The sequence below is a fragment of the Rugamonas sp. genome, from assembly GCF_025354735.1.
Lineage (GTDB): Bacteria > Pseudomonadota > Gammaproteobacteria > Burkholderiales > Burkholderiaceae_D > Rugamonas.
This window is the reverse complement of the sequence record NZ_JANXMI010000042.1, coordinates 13,137-30,803: the sequence shown is the minus strand read 5'-3', so window position 1 is coordinate 30,803 and position 17,667 is coordinate 13,137. Positions and strand designations below refer to the sequence as shown.

Sequence of the window (17,667 nt, the reverse complement as noted above, 5' to 3'; positions counted from 1 at the left end):
GCGGCAGGCCGTGCGCAGCACCCATTCGCCCAGGTCGATGATGAGGCCCGAATATTCGGCGATGGGGATGAAGCGGTCGGGCGAGATGAATTTGCCGTCCGGCGTTTGCCAGCGCAGCAGCGCTTCGGCGCCGACCGGGCGCCGGGTCAGCAAGTCGATCTGCGGCTGGTACACGACGAACAGCTGGTTCTGGCCGAAGGCGGTGCGCAGCGCGTGCATCATGCGCACCCGTTCGCGGATTTCCACGCCCATGCTGCGCGAGAAGTAGAAGTGGCCGGCGCGCTGCTGCGACTTGGCGCGCTTCAAGGCGATGTCGGCGTCTTTCAGCGCGTCGGCGCCGCCGCCGTCATGTTCGCCCAGGCGCACCAGGCCCAGGGTGGCCGACAGCTGCACGTCCTGGCCGTCGATGCTGAACGGGGTCTGGAACAGCGCCAAAATCATGGCGGGATTGACTTGCGTCGAGTCGCCCAGCACGCAGAAGATGTCGCCGCCGATGCGCGCCACCGTCAGTTGGCTGCCGAGGCGCGATTGCAGCCGGCCGGCGACGGCGATCAAGAGCATGTCGCCGAACTGGTGGCCGAGCGCGTCGTTGGTTTCGGCGAAGTGGTCGAGGTCGACCAGCGACAAGGTGGCGCTGTCCTTGGCCGGGCCGGCCAGGGCGGCGTCGAGGATTTCGACCAGGCGGGTGCGGTTGGGCAGTTTCGACAACTGGTCGTAGAAGGCGGCGTTGTGCAGGTGGGTGACCAGTTCGACGTTGTCGAGGCCGACGGCGACGTTGCTGCAAAATACTTCCAGCAAGCGTTCGTCGATGTCGGTCGGGGCCCGCGTGATGTCGAGGAAGGCGACGAAGTCGCGGCTGGCCTTGCCGGCGAAGTAGAGGACGATGTAGTCGTCGCCATAGATGTTGCGGCGTTCTTCGAGCGCCCGTTCGACGGCCTGGTGCGAGCGGCCGTCACGGTGGGCGGTGAGTTGGCAGTTGTCGAGCAGGCGGTAGTTGCCGGCCGTGGCCATCACCATCAATTCATGGCAGCGGCCGTCGGGGCAGTCTTGCACGCACAGCACGCCGTTCGCTTCCTGGCCCAGCAGTTCGGCGATCTGGGTCAACACGCCGGCGGCGAAGTTTTGCACGCCGTGCAGCGTCATCAGCTGGGTGCTGGCGTGGACGATCTGGTTCAGGCCGCGCCGGCTGTCGCTGATCTTGCGGATCTGCTCGTAGGACCGTATCGCCGCCGTCACCGTCGTGAACAGCTTGATGCGCGTGAGTTCGGACTTGGTCTTGTAGTCGTTGATGTCGAAGTCGCGGATGGCGTCGATTTCCGGCGCGTAGCCGGGCTGGCCGGTGCGCAGGATGATGCGCACGTCGGCCATTGTCAGCGTTTCGCGGATATAACGCACCAGGTGCAGGCCGGCGTCGTCCTGTTCCATGACGACGTCGAGCAGGATGACGGCGATTTCCTGCTCGTGCTTGAGCATTTCGCGGGCTTGGCCGGCCGAGTAGGCGTGGACGAATTCGAGCGGACGGTGTTGCATGTCGAGGTTGCCGAGGGCGAAGGTCGTCGTCGAGTGGACATCTTCGTCGTCATCGATAATCATGACGCGCCAGACGCTGCGCGCGCCCGTCGCGGCAGGCGCCACCGGATGCTCTTCTAAGAAAACCAGATCGTCTTGATCGTCCTTGGATTGCTCAAGGGGGCTGATCGATGGGGGCATGTGTCGCTTCTCCAGGATTTCTCGGTGTTCTTGTGATTAAGTATATAGCGAATTGTCAAAGTGAACGACGATTTCCGCATCGGCGGAGACTTGGAGCGTTCCCATGTGCAAGTTTTATCGTTTCTCTCCGATTAATGATGCTAATTAGCAACTCGCCCGGCCGCGCCGTGCGCGCCGGCCCGGCATTTTGGCCGGCGGCGGCCGGGCGCGGTGGCGGACTGGTAAAATGGGGCGATCCCGTCCACTCCTCCCCGACCTCCTATGTCCGGCAATACTTTTGGCAAGCTGTTTACTGTTAGCACTTTTGGCGAATCGCATGGCCCGGCCATCGGTTGCATGATCGACGGCTGCCCGCCGGGCTTGCCCCTGTCGGAGGCCGACATCCAGCCCGAGCTGGATCGCCGCCGGCCGGGCACCTCGCGCCACGTCACCCAGCGCCAGGAATCCGACACGGTGGAGATCTTGTCGGGCGTGTACCAGGGCGTGACGACCGGCACGCCGATCGCCTTGCTGATCCGCAACGAGGACCAGCGCAGCAAGGATTACGGCAACATCGCCGACAGCTTCCGTCCCGGCCACGCCGACTACACTTACTGGCACAAATACGGCGTGCGCGACCCGCGCGGCGGCGGCCGCTCGTCGGCGCGGTTGACGGCGCCCGTCGTCGGCGCGGCGGCCATCGCCAAGAAATGGCTGTTGCAGCAGTACGGCACCGTGTTCAAGGGCTGCATGAGCCAGCTGGGCGACATCGCCGTGCCCTTCGAGTCCTGGGACCACGTGGCCGACAATCCCTTCTTCGCCGCCAGCGCCGACGCCGCCCTGATCGCGCGCATGGAGGCGGCGATGGACGAGCTGCGCCGCGCCGGCGACTCCATCGGCGCGCGCATCAACGTGGTGGCGCAGAACGTGCCGGTCGGCCTCGGCCAGCCCATCTACGACAAGCTCGACGCCGATATCGCCTACGCGATGATGGGGATTAACGCCGTCAAGGGCGTCGAGATCGGCGCCGGTTTCGCCGCCGTGGCGCAAAAGGGCTCGGAACACGGCGACGAGCTGACGCCGCAGGGCTTCGTCGGCAACAATGCCGGCGGGGTGCTGGGCGGGATTTCGACCGGGCAGGATATTACGGTGTCGATCGCGATCAAGCCGACCTCGTCGATCCGCACGCCGCGCCGCTCCATCGACAAGGATGGCATGCCGGTGATGGTGGAAACCTTTGGCCGCCACGACCCCTGCGTCGGCATCCGCGCCACGCCGATCGCCGAGGCGATGCTGGCGCTGGTGCTGATGGACCACGCGCTGATGTGGCGCGCGCAATGCGCCGAGGTGCGGGTGGCGACGCCGAAGCTGAGGTAAGCGCTCTCGGGCGCCCGCGTCGCCGCCGCGGCCGCTAGGGGCGGGCCCGGTGGTCGAGCCGCCGGGTCCCGCACCCCGCGTCACGCCGCGCGGTTGCCCGCCGACTCAACCTGGTGGCGGCGCTCGACCGCCCGCACCACCAGCGCCCGCAAATCATTCAACAGCGAAAACTCGGTCTGGCTGAGCTGGATGGGCGGGAAGGTTTCATCCCAGTCGCCGTACAGGAAGCCGGCCGGCTGGCCGTTCGACGACAGCGGCAAAATCACGAAGCTGCGCGCTTCGGCCAGCGTCGACTTCCACCAATGCGGCAGCTTGGCGGCGAATTTCTGATCGCGCGCGTTTTCGATGAAGATCACGCGGTCGCTGTTGAGCGCGGCATGGAACACATTCGGCTCGTAACTATCCTCGAACACCATGTCGGCCAGCAGTTCCTTGACGCCGTCGCCGAAACACATGCGGGCGGCGTAGCGCTGGTCCTTGCGGCTGCGCACGAAGGCGACGGCGCGCGAAAAGTCCAGTCCCTTGTAGACGGTTTCCAGCGCCACCGACACCATCTGGCCGGGGCTGGCGCTGTCGAGCATGTCGCGCATGTCGGCCAGGCCGCTGAGCAGGATCTTGTTGCCGGCGGCGCGCATGCGCGTCTTGGCCAGCGCCTGGGCGCGCCGCTCGGCCGGCTTGGACAGCGGCGCGATGGACAGGTCGGCGGCGGCCACGGCCTTGGCCTGGTCGATGGCGACCATCAGCCGGTCCGTGTCGACGCCGAGCATGCCGGCGTAGCGCTCGGCCAGCTGCTGCACCACGGCCGCGCCTTCGGCGTCGTCGTGCCACAGCGCGTCGGCGCACTGCGAGGACATGGTCGACAGGCCGGCGATCCAGTCGGCGGTCGTCACCTCGGCGCCGGCGGCCGGCGGCTCTATCCTGCGCATGCCGCTGATGAGGTTTTTCGGCAAGCCCCAGTGCTGGGCCACGGCGCAGCCGATTTCTTCCATGCTCAGGCCCAGCAGCTCCGGCGCCAGCGCGTCGGCCTGGTCGGGCGCGGCGCGCTGTTCCAGCTCCAGCCACCGTTCCGGCATATAAAAGGTCAGCATCATGCGGCCCAGCGTGTGCAGCATCGAGCACACCACGGCTTCCTCGGCGTGGCGGCTGTCGGCGCTGGCGCCTATCTGCTGCGCGACCATGCCGGCCAGCACGGCCTTTTCCATTTCGATGTGGGCGATGCCGGAGTCGGGCGAGGCGCTGCTCAGTTCTTCGATCAGCTTCAGGCCCAGCGCCAGGTGGCCGATGGCCTCGGTGCCCAGCACCAGCACGGCCTTGGTCACCGTGTTGACGTGCTGGCCGAAGGCGGCGTACATGCCGCTGTTGGCCAGGCGCAGCACTTTTTGCGTGAGCACCGGGTCCGACAGCACGGTGCGCGTCATATTGAAGCCCTGCTCATCCTCGCCGCGCATGGCGCCCAGGATGGCGCCGATGGCCTTGGTGAAGCCGGGCATGTCGCCGCGCGTGCGCGTGCGTTCCCATAACAGGGCGAGGGTGGCGTCGCCCTGCGGCGTGCTGGCGTGGAATTGGCTCATCAGTGGGCCTGCCGCAGTTCGGACGGCACCACCTTGGCGTAGGTGCTTTCCTTCAAGGCGGCCAGGGCCACGTGGGCCGGCATCGGCTTGCCGGTCAGATAGCCCTGGATGTACTGGCAGCCGCGCTGTTCCAGGAACTGCAGCTGCTCCTCCGTTTCCACGCCCTCGGCCACGACGGACAGGCCCAGGTGCTTGGCCAGGTCGAGCACGGCGTTGCAGATGGCGCCGTCCTTTTGCGAGGCGGGCAGGTCGCGGATGAAGGTGCGGTCGATCTTGAGCACGGAAATCGGAAAGCGCTTCAGGTAGGCCAGCGACGAGTAGCCGGTGCCGAAGTCGTCGATGGCGATGCGGGCGCGGCGCTCCGTCATCTTCGACAGGATCGCTTCGGCGTGCACCGGGTCTATCATCAGCGTGCCCTCGGTGATTTCCAGCACCAGCTGCTCGCCGGTGACGCCGGAAAACGCCAGCGCGTCGTCGAGCACGTCGAGGAATTTATCGTTGCGGAACTGGCGCGGGCTGATGTTGACCGACATGTACAGGCTGCGCTTGGCCACTTCCTCGAACTGCTTGAGCTGGACGCAGGCCGCCTTCAGCGCCCAGGCGCCGAGCAGGTTGATGAGGCCGTTGTTTTCGGCGATCGGGATGAAGCGCACCGGCGGCACCATGCCCAGCGTGGGATGCTTCCAGCGCATCAGCGTCTCGAAGCCCTGGATTTCGCGGTTCTGGCCGCTGACGATGGGCTGGTAGTGCAACAGGAATTCGCCTTCGCGCACGGCCTGGAACATGGCCGCCTCGAGCGAGATGTCGTGTTCCGGCGGGCCGTTGTGGGCCGCGTTGTAGACCACGCAGCGGGCCTTGCCGGTTTGCTTGGCGCGCGACATGGCGGCGTCGGCCAGCGCCACCAGTTGCACTTCGTCCTCGGCGTGCTGCGGGTAGACGGCCACGCCGACCGAGGCGCCGACGTAGATGGTGTGGCCGTCGACCTCGAAGGGCGATTGCAGCGTGGCGATCAGGCGGCCGGTGACGAGCTTGATCTGCGCCTCGGTGCAGGTGCCGGGCAGCACGGCGACGAATTCGTCGCCGCCGACGCGGGCCAGGGTGTCGCTGTCGCGCAGGGTCTTGCGCAGGCGCGCGGCGGCGATGCTGAGCACGGCATCGCCGATGGGGTGGCCGAGGCCGTCGTTGACTTTCTTGAAGCCGTCCAGGCCCACCGTCGCCACGGAAAAGCCCTGGCCGGAGCGGCGCGCCTGCGCGATCACCATGCGGATACGGTCCGACAGCAGCAGCCGGTTCGGCAGTTCGGTGAGGGCGTCGTGGGTCGCCATGTGGCGCAGCCGGTCTTCGGTGGCGCGCTGGGCCGTCAGGTCGCGGCCGACGATCAGCAGCTGGGCTTCGCCGTTGTCGGCGTGGAAGCGGCTCAGGCGCAGCTCGTGCCAGACTTCATGCTCGGGCGTCTTCAGGCGCAGCGCGATGCGTCCCGCTTCCGGCGCCCCTTGCGCCGCCTCGACGGCGAGACGGAAGCCCGGCTGGTCGAGGTCGGCCACGTGGTCGACCAGCGGCTGGCCGCGCAGTTCGCGGCCGCAGGCGAGCAGCGCGATGGCCCGCTGGCTGGCGAACACGAGCTGGCCGGTGGGGGCTAGCCGGAAGACAACATCGCCTGCCTCTTCCATGAAATGTTGCAATTCATGGTGCGCGGCGCGCGAGGTCATGGATGAGGGACTGGAAAGCATTTGATGATCTAATCTTTCAATTTTTTACGTGCCACAAATTCTGCCAGCCAGGCAAACTGCTTCTTGGTGCGGGCCGCTCCGGGGCCACATGGCGAAACCAGAACGAAATGTATCATTGTTAGCAGGGGAATTACATGAAAAACGACAACATCTTTTGTTTTCAGACCGGTCCGGTAAATAAATCGGGTTTTCACCATCGCGCCATGGGGGAAAGCGTCGGCTTCTTCGTCGCCGGCGCGGGAAAAAACGGCCTCATTTTCGGCAAATCGCCCAGGTCCGCGCGGCGCTGAAAACGCCAGCGCGAAAATGCGTCCGGCGCTTGCCTGGAGCATGGTAAAAGATTATCAACAAGTCATCGCTTGCGTCGCCCGGAGTCATGCGCTAGTCTGGTTCCGACCACGCCGCGCAGACCGGCGGGACAGCCCCAGCCGGAGACCGCGATGAACCAATTCGATACGCATGAAGTGCGCAACCAGGTGGCGCCGTTTGCCGATATCAATCTGTACGCCTGCGACGTGGCGCTGCGCGAGGCGCTAGAACGCGAGGGCGGCGTGGCCGAGGCCGACGCGCTGCACGCGCTGGGCGCCCAGCTGGGCCGGGCCGACATGCAGGAGCTGGCGCGGCTGGCCAACCGGCATGGCCCCACCTTGCACAACTTCGACCGCAACGGCCGCCGCGTCGATGAGGTGGAATTCCACCCGGCCTGGCACAGTTTGATGACGCTGCTGATCGAGAACGGCGCCCACGCCTCGCCGTGGGACAGCGAGGCCGGCGGCGCGCAGGTGGCGCGCGCGGCCCGTTATATGCTGTTCGGCCAGGTCGAGAACGGCTCCCAGTGCCCGGTCACGATGACGTACGCGTCGGTGCCGGCGCTGCGCCAGGCGCCGCGGCTGGCGGCGCGCTGGCTGCCGAAGATCTTGTCGCGCATCTACGATCCGCGCTCGCTGCCGATCGAGCTCAAGCACGGCGCGCTGCTCGGCATGGGCATGACGGAAAAGCAGGGCGGTTCCGATGTGCGCAGCAATACCACGCTGGCCACGGCGCTGGCGCCGGCCGAGGCGGCCCAGCGCTTCGGCGACGATGGCGAGGAGGTGTACCGCATCGTCGGCCATAAATGGTTTTTTTCGGCGCCGCAAAGCGATGCCCACCTGATTTTGGCGCAAACGCAGGCGGGCGGGGAGGCGCCCGGCGGCGCCGGCCTCAGCTGCTTCCTGCTGCCGCGCTTCCTGCCCGACGGCAGCCGCAACGCGATCCGCGTGCAGCGCCTCAAGGACAAGCTGGGCAATCGATCCAACGCCTCGTCGGAGGTGGAATTCACGGGCGCCTACGGCTGGCTGGTCGGCCAGCTCGGGCGCGGCATCCCCACCATCCTGGAAATGGGCAGCCACACCCGGCTCGATTGCGTGCTCGGCAGCGCCGCCACCATGCGCGCCGCGCTGACGCACGCGCTGCACCACGCGCGCCGCCGCAGCGCGTTCGGCCGCCCGCTGGCGCAGCAGCCGCTGATGCAAAACGTGCTGGCCGACCTGGCGCTGGAATCGGAAGCGGCCACCGCGTTCGCGCTGCGGCTGGCGCGCTGCTTCGACCAGCGCGCGGACCCGGCGCAGGCCTTGCTGGCGCGCATCTTGACGCCGGCCGGAAAATACTGGATCTGCAAGCGCGGCCCGGCCTTCGGCGCCGAGGCGATGGAAGTGATGGGCGGCAGCGGCTATGTGGAAGACGGTCCGCTGGCGCGGCTGTACCGCGAATTCCCCGTCAATTCGATCTGGGAAGGGTCGGGCAATGTCATGTGCCTGGACTTGCTGCGCGCCTTCGGTAAGACGCCGGCCGCGCGCGACGCGCTGGCGGCCGAACTGGCGCTGGCGGGCGAGGGCAGCGCCTGTTATACGGTGTTCGCGCAAGCCCTGCTGCTCGACCTGGCGCAGCCGCAGGCCGACGAATACGGCGCGCGCCGGCTGGCCGAGCGCATCGTGCTGGCGGTCCAGGCCGGGCTGCTGCTGCGCCACGCGCCGGACTTTGTCGGCGCCGCCTTCGTCGCCTCGCGGCTGACGCGCGACGTCGGCGGCGCCTACGGCCGCCTGCCCGACGGCGTCGACTGTGCGGCGATCCTGGCGCGGGCGCTGGTCGAGCCGGCTCCGCTCACCGGCCCCGGTATCGGCGCCTGATTTATTTTGCAAAACCTTTCCCCGGCGCGTCGATGGCTGGGATAATGCTGCATCAGCACGATAGCGACTGGCGCGTCCCGCACGGCGGCGACAGCGGCCGCAGTCCTCATAACAAGAGCCCAATCGACCATGAAACAAGATCCACGCTTTCCCAACCTCTTCATCACCGACCACCCGCTGATCCAGCACAAACTGAGCCACATGCGCGAGCGCGACACGTCGACCCGCACCTTCCGCGAGCTGCTCAAGGAAATCACCCTGTTGATGGGCTATGAAATCACGCGCGACCTGCCGCTGACCACGCGCCAGATCGACACCCCGCTGATGACCATCGATGCCCCCGTTATCGCCGGCAAGAAACTGGCCATCGTGCCCATCCTGCGGGCCGGCATCGGCATGAGCGACGGCCTGCTCAATCTGGTGCCGTCGGCGCGCGTCGGCCACATCGGCGTGTTCCGCGACCCGGAAACCCACCAGCCCGTGGAATACCTGGTGCGCCTGCCGGATCTGGCCGAGCGCACCTTCATCCTGTGCGACCCGATGGTCGCCACCGGCAACTCGGCGGTGCACGCGGTCGACGTGCTCAAGAAGCGCGGCGTGACCGACGAACAGATCATCTTCCTGGCCCTCGTTGCCGCGCCGGAAGGCATCACCGTGTTCCAGGCGGCGCACCCGAACGTGAAGATTTATTGCGCCTCGCTGGACTCGCACCTGAACGAGCACGCCTATATCGTGCCCGGCCTGGGCGACGCCGGCGACCGCATCTTCGGGACCAAATAAACCGTGGCGACGCTGGTCGACCAGGATTTCCACGCGCGTTTGCGTGCGCTGGGCGACAAGTTCGCCGCGCGCGTGCCGGAAACGATGGCCGCCATCGAGCGCGCGCTCGCCGCCTGCGCGGCGCGGGGCGCGACGCCGGAATGCGTCGGCGAACTGCATGAACTGTTGCACGGCATCGCCGGTTCGGCCGGCACCTTCGGCTTCACCGTGCTGGGCCGCGAGGCGCGCCGCCTCGAGCAGCAGGCGCGAGCGGTGCAGGCCGGCGAGGTCGAATGGCCGCCGCTGGCGGCGCAGCTCGCGCAACTGCTGCGCTGGGCCGCGCGCGACCCCAAAGCCGCGCAATATGACGGTGAAGACGAAGACAAAACAACGCACGATTGATTTTACTCAAGGCAGTTCGGTAATTATTGTCTATAATGTTACACATACCTCACGAAGCTGGAGTGCATTAAGGAAATTTCCCTTAATAATCAATCTCTTGCATTTATTTTCGCGAAAGCGTCCTTTTTGACGTTTATTCGGTATAATGCGGGATCGTTTAGATTCAAGAGTAGTGCAGTTAGTCTGACATTTCTTTCTTGCTTCAAACGATATCACGGGCGTAAGCCCAACTTAACTGAAATAGGAATTGTAATGGCAACTGGTATCGTAAAATGGTTTAATGATTCGAAGGGTTTCGGCTTTATCACTCCTGACGAAGGCGGCGAAGATCTGTTCGCTCACTTCTCGGCGATTCAGTCGGCCGGCTTCAAATCGCTGCAAGAGAACCAGCGCGTTTCTTTTGAAGTGACCGCGGGCCCTAAGGGCAAGCAAGCTTCGAACATTCAGCCACTGTAATACGCTGAATCAAACGAAATAAAAAATCCTCGGTATTCCGGGGATTTTTTTTCGCCTGTCGTTTTGTCATGGCTCGCCGTCATGCCCGCCCTAGCACCAGGCCCGGCGCCAATAGTCGGGCTGCGCATAGCTATGCCGCAGGAAATCGACGAAGACCCGTATGCGCAAGGGTAAATGCCGGCGCTGGGCGAATACCGCATGAATATCGTTGCCGGGCGCCGAGTATTGCGTCAGCACCGGCGTTAATTTCCCCGCCTCAATTTCCGCGCCGACTTCCCACATCGAGCGCCACGCTAAACCCTTGCCCGCCAACGCCCAGTCGTGCAGCACTTCGCCGTCGTTGCACGCCATATTGCCGCCGACCTTAAGCGTGACTTGCTTGCCGTTGTCGCGGAAGGTCCAGCCGCGCTGGCTGCCGGCGCTGCTGATCGCCAGGCAATTATGCTTGGCCAGGTCGGCCAGCGTCCGCGGTTCGCCGTGGCGCTTCAGATAAGCCGGCGAGGCCACCAGTACGCGCTCGTTGTCGGCCAGCTTGACGCTGACCAGGCTGGAATCGGGCAGGCTGGCGATGCGGATGGCCACGTCGACGCCTTCGCCGATCAGGTCGACGACGCGGTCGTTCAGGTTCAGCGTCACCGTGACGTCGCGATGCTCGGCCAGGAAGGAGGGCAGCAGCGGCGCCACATGCTGGCGTCCGAAGCCGGCCGGCGCCGAGATCAGCAAGTGCCCGCTGGCGCGCGCACTGCGTTCGGCGACGGCCGATTCGGCCTCCTCCAGCTCGCCGAGGATGCGCTGGCAATCTTCGAGGAAGGCCGAGCCTTCGTCCGTCAGCGCCAGCTTGCGCGTGGTGCGCTGCAACAGCTTGACGCCCAGCCGCGCCTCCAGCGCATCGAGGCGGCGGCCTATCATGGCCGGCGCGATGCCCTCGGCGCGCGCGGCGGCGGACAGGCTGCCGCGCGCCACGACTTCAACGAAAGTGGAAATCTGTCTGAATTGGCCCATAGTCGATCAAGGTGGATCAGTTGTGATAAAAACGCATGGATGTAGTGATTTTTAGTCAGGTTTCCATAACTAAATAGTGAATATACTGGAAAACAGATCGCGGCGTGACCGAGCGCGTACACTAATCCCAGGACCAGACCCCCACTTTTATAATCGGAGAACATCCATGACGCAATCGACCATCACTTTGCCGGCAGGAATGGACATCACGGGCGCCATCGAGCCCGGCTACGAGCGCATCCTGACCCCGGGCGCGTTGGCTCTGGTCGCCAGGCTGAGCCGGGAATTCGAGTCCCGCCGCCAGCAATTGCTGGCCGTGCGCGTCGAGCGCGCACGGCGCCTCGACGCCGGCGAGCGTCCCGATTTCCTGGCCGAGACCGCGCACATCCGTGCCGGCGACTGGACCATCGCGCCGATACCGCCGGCGCTCGAATGCCGCCGCGTGGAAATCACCGGCCCGGTCGAGCGCAAGATGGTCATCAACGCCTTCAACTCGGGCGCCGACAGTTATATGACCGACTTCGAGGATTCGAACACGCCGAACTGGAGCAACCAGATCAGCGGCCAGCTCAATATGATGGACGCCGTGCGCAAGACCATTTCGATGGAGCAGAACGGCAAGTTCTACCAGCTGAACGACAAGATCGCCACGCTGGTCGTGCGTCCGCGCGGCTGGCACCTTGATGAAAAACACGTGCTGGTCGACGGCAAGCGCGTTTCCGGCGGCATCTTCGATTTCGCGCTGTTCATGTTCCACAACGCCAAGGAACAGCTGGCGCGCGGCGCCGGTCCGTATTTCTACCTGCCGAAAATGGAATCGCACCTGGAAGCGCGCCTGTGGAACGACATCTTCGTGATGACGCAGGACGAGCTCGGCCTGCCGCAGGGCACGATCAAGGCCACGGTGCTGATCGAAACCATACTCGCCGCCTTCGAGATGGATGAAATCCTCTACGAGTTGCGCGAGCACAGCGCCGGCCTGAACGCCGGCCGCTGGGATTACATCTTCTCGTGCATCAAGAAGTTCAAGCTGGACAAGGACTTTTGCCTGGCCGACCGCGCCAAAGTGACGATGACGGCGCCCTTCATGCGCGCCTACGCCTTGCTGTTGCTCAAAACCTGCCACAAGCGCGGCGCGCCGGCCATAGGCGGCATGGCCGCTTTGATACCGATCAAGAATGACCCGGAAAAAAATGACATCGCCATGGGTGGTGTGCGCGCCGACAAGGCCCGCGACGCCGCCGACGGCTACGACGGCGGTTGGGTCGCCCACCCCGGCCTGGTCGAGCTGGCGATGACCGAATTCAAGAAAGTATTGGGCGACAGGCCGAACCAGATCGACAAGCAGCGTCCCGACATTGACGTGACCGCCGCCGACTTGATGAAGTTCCAGCCCGAAGCGCCGATTACGGAAGCCGGTTTGCGTTACAACATCAATGTCGGCATCCACTACCTCGGCAGCTGGCTGGCCGGCAATGGCTGCGTGCCCATCCATAATTTGATGGAAGACGCGGCCACTGCGGAAATCAGCCGTTCGCAGGTGTGGCAATGGATACGTTCGGACAAAGGCGTGCTCGACGATGGCCGCAAGGTGAGCGCGGAGATGGTGCGGGCGATGATCGCGGAAGAGTTGCTCAAGGTCCAGCGCGACGCGCCCGGCGGCGACGGCCCGACCTACATCCGCGCCGGCCAGATTTTCGAGGAGATGTCGACGTCGCCCTCGTTCGCGGAATTCCTGACGCTGCCGCTGTACGAGGAAATCTAAATCTAAAGTAGCGCCGCGAACAATAAGACCAGTCCGCGGCTGCAATTCGGGGCAGGCCCTCGGTCTAGACCCACGGCCTTGCCCCCGGCTTGCCCCCGATTTAGCGCTTCGGTTCGCCGGCGTAAAAATCCCCCGCGTTAGAAATCATTCTTCCACAAACGCAGCGCCGTGAACGTCGCCAGCGGCGTCGCGCCCGGCGACAGCTTGTCGGCCGCCACCAGCTGCTGCGCGATGGCCGGCTCCCGATAGCGCAAGAAGGGATTGGTGGCCTTTTCCAGCCCGATCGTGCTCGGCACCGTCGGCAGATTATGTTCGCGCTTATCGGTTTCGGCCGCGACGCGATCCTTCAGCGCCTGGTTGTCCGGCTCCACCGCGCGCGCGAAGCGCAAATTCGACAGCGTATATTCGTGCGCGCAATACACCAGCGTCGCCTCCGGCAACGCGGCCAGCTTGCCGAGCGAGCTAATCATCTGCGCCGGCGTGCCCTCGAACAGGCGGCCGCAGCCGCCACCGAACAAGGTGTCGCCGCAGAACAACCACGGTTGCTCGCCGCCGCGCACATAGGCGATGTGGCCGTTGGTGTGGCCCGGCACATCGAGCACGGCCAGCTTCAAGTCCAGTCCCGGCACGTCGACCCGGCTGCCTTCGCCCAGCGGCCGCGTGACGGCGGCGATGGTTTCCTTGTGCGGGCCGAAGACGGGCACCGGATAATGCTGTAACAATTCAGGCACGCCGCCGATGTGGTCAGCATGGTGGTGGGTGAGTAGAATGGCGGTAAGCTTGAGGCCATGCTGCTTGAGCGCGGCCAGCACCGGCTTGGCGTCGCCGGGATCGACCACGGCGGCATGGACACCGTCATGTATCAGCCATAAATAATTGTCGTTGAAGGCAGGAATCGTGAGGATACTGAGGCTTGGGGTAGCGGAGATGGTCATTGGGTCACTAAAGGTTGGGCATGGATAGCGCTGCATCCGATCAGTCAATTATAGCGCTGGATGGCTGGTTGCAAACGCCGGCCGGCATCTATGTGCGCGCGTGGGAACAAGCGTGCCTGGATAATTTAACGGCCGACATTTTCGGCTACAACGCCTTGCAGATCGGCATGCCGCAACTCGATGCGCTGGCCGCCAACCGCATGCCGCGCAAGTGGCTGGCCGACACGCGCGTGCGGCCGCCGGCGGCCGACGGCACGCCGGCGCGCCAGGTCGCCGTCACGCTCGATTACGCCGAGCTGCCGTTCGCGTCGCAGAGCTTGGACCTGGTGGTGCTGCCACACGTGCTGGAGTTCGCCGCCGAGCCGCACCAGGTGCTGCGCGAAGTCGAGCGCGTGCTGATACCGGAAGGCCAGCTCATCATCTGCGGCTTCAATCCGACCAGCTTGTGGGGCGCGCGCCAGGCGCTGGGCCGCGTGACGGGCTCGCCCTTCCTGCCGCGCGAAGGGGAATTCATCTCTATGCCGCGCATGAAAGACTGGTTAAAATTATTGAACATGGGCGCCAGCCAGAGCTATCTCGGCTGCTACGCGCCGGCCTGCCGCACAGAAAAATGGCTGCACCGCAGCGCCTTCATGGATAATGCGGGCGCGCGCTGGTGGCCGTATCTGGGCGCCGTCTACATCGTGCAGGCGATCAAGCGCGTCAAAGGCATGCATTTAATCGGTCCGGCTTGGACCAAAAAAACGGCGCAGGCGCCCACGGGCGTGCCGGTCACTAATAAAAGGCGGGAACAGCAGGATGGATAAAGTCGAGATTTTTACCGATGGCGCGTGCAAGGGTAATCCGGGCGTGGGCGGCTGGGGCGCGCTGATGGTGTCCGACGGCGCCGAAAAGGAAATCTTCGGTGGCGCATTGAACACGACCAACAACCGCATGGAGTTGCAGGCCGTGATCGAAGCGCTCAACGCGCTCAAGCGGCCGTGCACCGTGGTGCTGCACACCGACAGCCAATACGTGCAAAAAGGCATCAGCGAATGGATACACGGCTGGAAGGCGCGCGGCTGGAAGACGGCGGCCAGGGAGCCGGTCAAGAACGTTGACCTGTGGCAGGCGCTCGACGCGGCCCAGGCCGTGCACCAGGTCGACTGGCGCTGGGTGCGCGGCCACAACGGCCACCCCGGCAACGAACGTGCCGACGTGCTGGCCAACCGTGGCGTCGAGTCCATCAAGGGCAGCCGCTGAGCGCCGCCGCGCCATTTGCTATACTGCGCCGCTAGCCACACCGAACCACAGACATCGACCCATGCGCCAAATCGTCCTAGATACTGAAACCACCGGCCTCAATCCCAAGCAGGGCAACCGCGTCATCGAAATCGGTTGCGTGGAGCTGCACAACCGCATGTTGACGGGGAATAATTTTCACGTCTACATCAATCCCGAGCGCGAGTCGGAAGAGGGCGCGCTCAACGTCCACGGCCTGACCACCGAGTTCCTCAGCGATAAGCCGAAGTTCCACGAAATCGTCGAAGGCTTGCGCAGCTACATCGCCGGCGCCGAAGTCATCATCCATAACGCGCCGTTCGACCTGGGATTTCTGAACCATGAATTCGCGCGGCTGAAGCTGCCGACTTTCAGCGAACACATCGGCGGCGTCATCGACACGCTGGTGCAAGCGAAGGAACTGCATCCGGGCAAGCGCAACTCGCTGGATGCCCTGTGCGACCGCTACGGCGTATCGAACTCGCACCGCAAGTTGCACGGCGCGCTGCTCGATGCCGAACTGCTGGCCGACGTCTACTTGTCGATGACGCGCGGACAGAACAGCCTGGGCATGGAAGTCGAGGAAGAGGTGGTGGTCATCGACACCGGCCTGGAGCCGATCGCGCTGGCCGACATCATCTTCCTGCCGGCTTCGGACGAGGAAACGGCCGCGCACGAAGCGACGCTGGCCGGCCTGGACAAGGCCGTCAAAGGCCAGTGCATCTGGACCGCGACGCTGGCGGCGCAATAAAGTTGGCAGCTATCGCAATAATTTTCCCGGATGGCCTTCCATATCCGCCCGGTTATATGCGATAATTCGCCCCGATTCGGGAGGTTAGCTCAGGGGTAGAGCACTGCATTCACACTGCAGGGGTCGCAAGTTCGAAACTTGCACTTCCCACCAAATTTTTGTTTTGAAATCAATAGCTTGGCGTTCGCCGGCTTGTTTCAGGGCAGCGGCTGATGCCGGCTTTGTGGTGAAAAATAGGGGAATTCGACAAACGATTCCACCAACGCCAAAGGCCAATCATGGCATCATCCATACCACGCGGCATCCGGGTCATCGACTGGAAGAACGCCGACAAATCAAGATCCATCCGTTACAGAGTGCGCGTCGAGCGCGGCGACTTCGTCGTCGACCGTTCGTTCGAGGACATCGAGCGCGCGAAGCTTTTCCTTGAAGACACCAAAACGCCCGAGGGACGGTTGCTTATCGCGCAGGGGCGGGACCGCGCCACGGCCGTAGTTTCCCAGATGGAGAAACTCGCCGCCGAAATGGTCATGCGCGGGCGCTGCACGCTCGCGCACGCGATCAAAAGCTACATGCGCGACTATGTCGACCCCCAGTTGGAATCCAACATCGACAAAGTGAAGCAGACCGCGAAAGCGGCTGCGGCACGGCTGCGGCATTGCAGGACCATCCCCATTTCGTATATCAAAGAGGGCTTCGTGACGCCAAGCGGCCCGATTGCCGGGCTTCGGGCAAAGTCGAAGGGGTTCGCGACCAAGCCGATCGGAGACTTTTACATCGATGAGCTGACCGAGCAAGAGGCGACCGAATACATCAACTATCGCCTCGGTCAAGGGAAGGCCAAGAGCACGGTCAAGCGCGAGCTATATGCCCTGCAATCAGTGGTGAACAAGCTTCGCTACACGGACCAGCCCGCGTGGAAGCAGTTGGGGGGCCGCAATCCCTTCACGCAGGCCGACAAATCCAAGCTCAAAGGGGGCGAGCGCAAGCGGCGAACCATTATCGGGGCCGAGCAGGAGGAGGCATTGCTCACGGAGCTGCGCAAATGCCGAAACAAAGAAATGCCTCTGATCTTCGCGGTGGCGATGTCGACTGGCATGCGTCGAGCGGAGGTCTTGGGTCTGTTTTGGTCTCAGATTGACCTTGATCGCGGCGTCATAAGCCTGGACGCGGAGCAGACGAAGGCTGACGAGGAGCGGCTCGTCATTCTGCTGCCGGAAGCCGTCGAGGCCTTCAAAGCTATTCCGCGCGCGCCGGGCGACGACTGTGTGTTCCACTACAAGATCGAGGGATTCAAGTCGGTGTTTCGCCGGGTGCTGACGCGCGCGAAGCTGGAGGGACTACGCATGCACGACACGCGGCGCTCGTTTATTTCCCGCGTGCTCAAAGACATCACGTCGTCGCCTGTGGTGATCGCGGACATGATCGGCGCGCGCAGTGTGGCGAATCTGCAAAAGCGAAGCATTGAGCGCATACGCCAAAACGACATGATCGACGCGCGCGCGATAAAAACCGAGGAGCAGCTTCGTTGGGTCGTCCACCATAAAGACAGTCAAACTACCGCGCGTTACGCCAATTTGGCCCCGGCCAAGAAGGTGAGCAAGTCGAAAGCGCCGGAGTCGAATGGCGTTGGCGACTCCGCCGATGACGCAACTGGCTAGGGAAAGTAAGAGCTCGGGGGGCTAGCCTCAGAGCTATACCTTGAGCTTTGCCGGCGATTGTGTAGTCTCGGTGCTCCCTCGCGATTCCCGTCTCAGTGAAAGATAGAAGCCGCGTTTGCGCCCCCGCTGACGCGGCGTTTTGCA

The 17,667-nt window shown here is 64.2% G+C and carries 16 protein-coding genes and 1 tRNA gene; 11 read left to right on the top strand and 6 right to left on the bottom strand.

The genetic code is table 11. The annotated features are described in order from the left end of the window. Positions 1 to 1,710 (bottom strand): DUF3369 domain-containing protein (locus Q0S71_RS04700; protein ID WP_295992050.1); only part of this gene is annotated, 1,710 nt, incomplete at its 3' end. A 261-nt stretch (positions 1,711 to 1,971) separates the two neighbouring features. Here Q0S71_RS04700 and aroC point away from each other — a divergent pair. Beyond that, entirely contained in the window at positions 1,972 to 3,066 is a 1,095-nt protein-coding gene (gene aroC, locus Q0S71_RS04695) for a chorismate synthase (RefSeq protein ID WP_295992047.1), read from the top strand. 80 nt (positions 3,067 to 3,146) lie between these two features. Here the strand turns inward: aroC and Q0S71_RS04690 are convergent, their stop codons facing one another. The 3 genes from Q0S71_RS04690 to Q0S71_RS04680 form a co-directional block, all read right to left on the bottom strand. Beyond that, positions 3,147 to 4,637 (bottom strand): HDOD domain-containing protein, encoded by a 1,491-nt coding sequence (locus Q0S71_RS04690; RefSeq protein ID WP_295992044.1) that lies wholly within the window; start codon positions 4,635 to 4,637, stop codon positions 3,147 to 3,149. Then, entirely contained in the window at positions 4,637 to 6,307 is a 1,671-nt protein-coding gene (locus tag Q0S71_RS04685; protein ID WP_295992042.1) for an EAL domain-containing protein, read from the bottom strand. The genes Q0S71_RS04690 and Q0S71_RS04685 overlap by 1 nt, the downstream gene beginning before the upstream one ends. Positions 6,308 to 6,375: 68 nt before the next feature. Next, complete coding sequence (locus Q0S71_RS04680) at positions 6,376 to 6,699, bottom strand: hypothetical protein (protein WP_295992038.1); 324 nt, start codon at positions 6,697 to 6,699, stop codon at positions 6,376 to 6,378. A 108-nt stretch (positions 6,700 to 6,807) separates the two neighbouring features. Here Q0S71_RS04680 and Q0S71_RS04675 point away from each other — a divergent pair, with 108 nt between their 5' ends. From Q0S71_RS04675 to Q0S71_RS04660, 4 genes are all read left to right on the top strand, one after another. Beyond that, on the top strand, positions 6,808 to 8,532 hold the full coding sequence (locus Q0S71_RS04675) for an isovaleryl-CoA dehydrogenase (RefSeq protein WP_295992035.1): 1,725 nt from the start codon (positions 6,808 to 6,810) through the stop codon (positions 8,530 to 8,532). Positions 8,533 to 8,661: 129 nt separating this feature from the next. Next, positions 8,662 to 9,312 carry a uracil phosphoribosyltransferase gene (gene upp / locus Q0S71_RS04670; RefSeq protein ID WP_295992032.1) on the top strand — a complete coding sequence of 217 codons (651 nt, stop codon included), beginning with the start codon at positions 8,662 to 8,664 and terminating at the stop codon, positions 9,310 to 9,312. A gap of 3 nt (positions 9,313 to 9,315) precedes the next feature. Then, complete coding sequence (locus Q0S71_RS04665) at positions 9,316 to 9,693, top strand: Hpt domain-containing protein (protein WP_295992029.1); 378 nt, start codon at positions 9,316 to 9,318, stop codon at positions 9,691 to 9,693. A 252-nt stretch (positions 9,694 to 9,945) separates the two neighbouring features. After that, the gene (locus Q0S71_RS04660; protein ID WP_008448165.1) at positions 9,946 to 10,149 is read left to right on the top strand and encodes a cold-shock protein; all 204 of its coding nucleotides are present in this window, start codon (positions 9,946 to 9,948) and stop codon (positions 10,147 to 10,149) included. Positions 10,150 to 10,239: 90 nt separating this feature from the next. Here the strand turns inward: Q0S71_RS04660 and Q0S71_RS04655 are convergent, their stop codons facing one another. Beyond that, positions 10,240 to 11,151 (bottom strand): LysR family transcriptional regulator, encoded by a 912-nt coding sequence (locus Q0S71_RS04655; protein ID WP_295992000.1) that lies wholly within the window; start codon positions 11,149 to 11,151, stop codon positions 10,240 to 10,242. A gap of 166 nt (positions 11,152 to 11,317) precedes the next feature. On the opposite strand from Q0S71_RS04655, the gene aceB reads away from it, so the two are divergent. Continuing rightward, a complete protein-coding gene (aceB, locus tag Q0S71_RS04650; protein ID WP_295991998.1) occupies positions 11,318 to 12,916 on the top strand; it encodes a malate synthase A in 1,599 nt (532 codons plus the stop codon). A gap of 137 nt (positions 12,917 to 13,053) precedes the next feature. On the opposite strand, the gene gloB is transcribed toward aceB, so the two are convergent. Next, entirely contained in the window at positions 13,054 to 13,851 is a 798-nt protein-coding gene (gloB, locus tag Q0S71_RS04645) for a hydroxyacylglutathione hydrolase (protein WP_295991995.1), read from the bottom strand. Positions 13,852 to 13,871: 20 nt separating this feature from the next. Here gloB and Q0S71_RS04640 point away from each other — a divergent pair, with 20 nt between their 5' ends. From Q0S71_RS04640 to Q0S71_RS04620, 5 genes are all read left to right on the top strand, one after another. Beyond that, on the top strand, positions 13,872 to 14,657 hold the full coding sequence (locus Q0S71_RS04640) for a class I SAM-dependent methyltransferase (protein WP_295991993.1): 786 nt from the start codon (positions 13,872 to 13,874) through the stop codon (positions 14,655 to 14,657). Further along, complete coding sequence (rnhA, locus tag Q0S71_RS04635) at positions 14,650 to 15,093, top strand: ribonuclease HI (RefSeq protein ID WP_295991987.1); 444 nt, start codon at positions 14,650 to 14,652, stop codon at positions 15,091 to 15,093. The genes Q0S71_RS04640 and rnhA overlap by 8 nt, the downstream gene beginning before the upstream one ends. A gap of 61 nt (positions 15,094 to 15,154) precedes the next feature. Continuing rightward, positions 15,155 to 15,862 carry a DNA polymerase III subunit epsilon gene (gene dnaQ / locus Q0S71_RS04630; protein ID WP_295991985.1) on the top strand — a complete coding sequence of 236 codons (708 nt, stop codon included), beginning with the start codon at positions 15,155 to 15,157 and terminating at the stop codon, positions 15,860 to 15,862. A gap of 78 nt (positions 15,863 to 15,940) precedes the next feature. Then, positions 15,941 to 16,015: transfer RNA gene (locus Q0S71_RS04625), tRNA-Val, on the top strand. A 125-nt stretch (positions 16,016 to 16,140) separates the two neighbouring features. Next, entirely contained in the window at positions 16,141 to 17,523 is a 1,383-nt protein-coding gene (locus tag Q0S71_RS04620; protein ID WP_295991981.1) for a tyrosine-type recombinase/integrase, read from the top strand. Positions 17,524 to 17,667 lie beyond the last annotated feature (144 nt).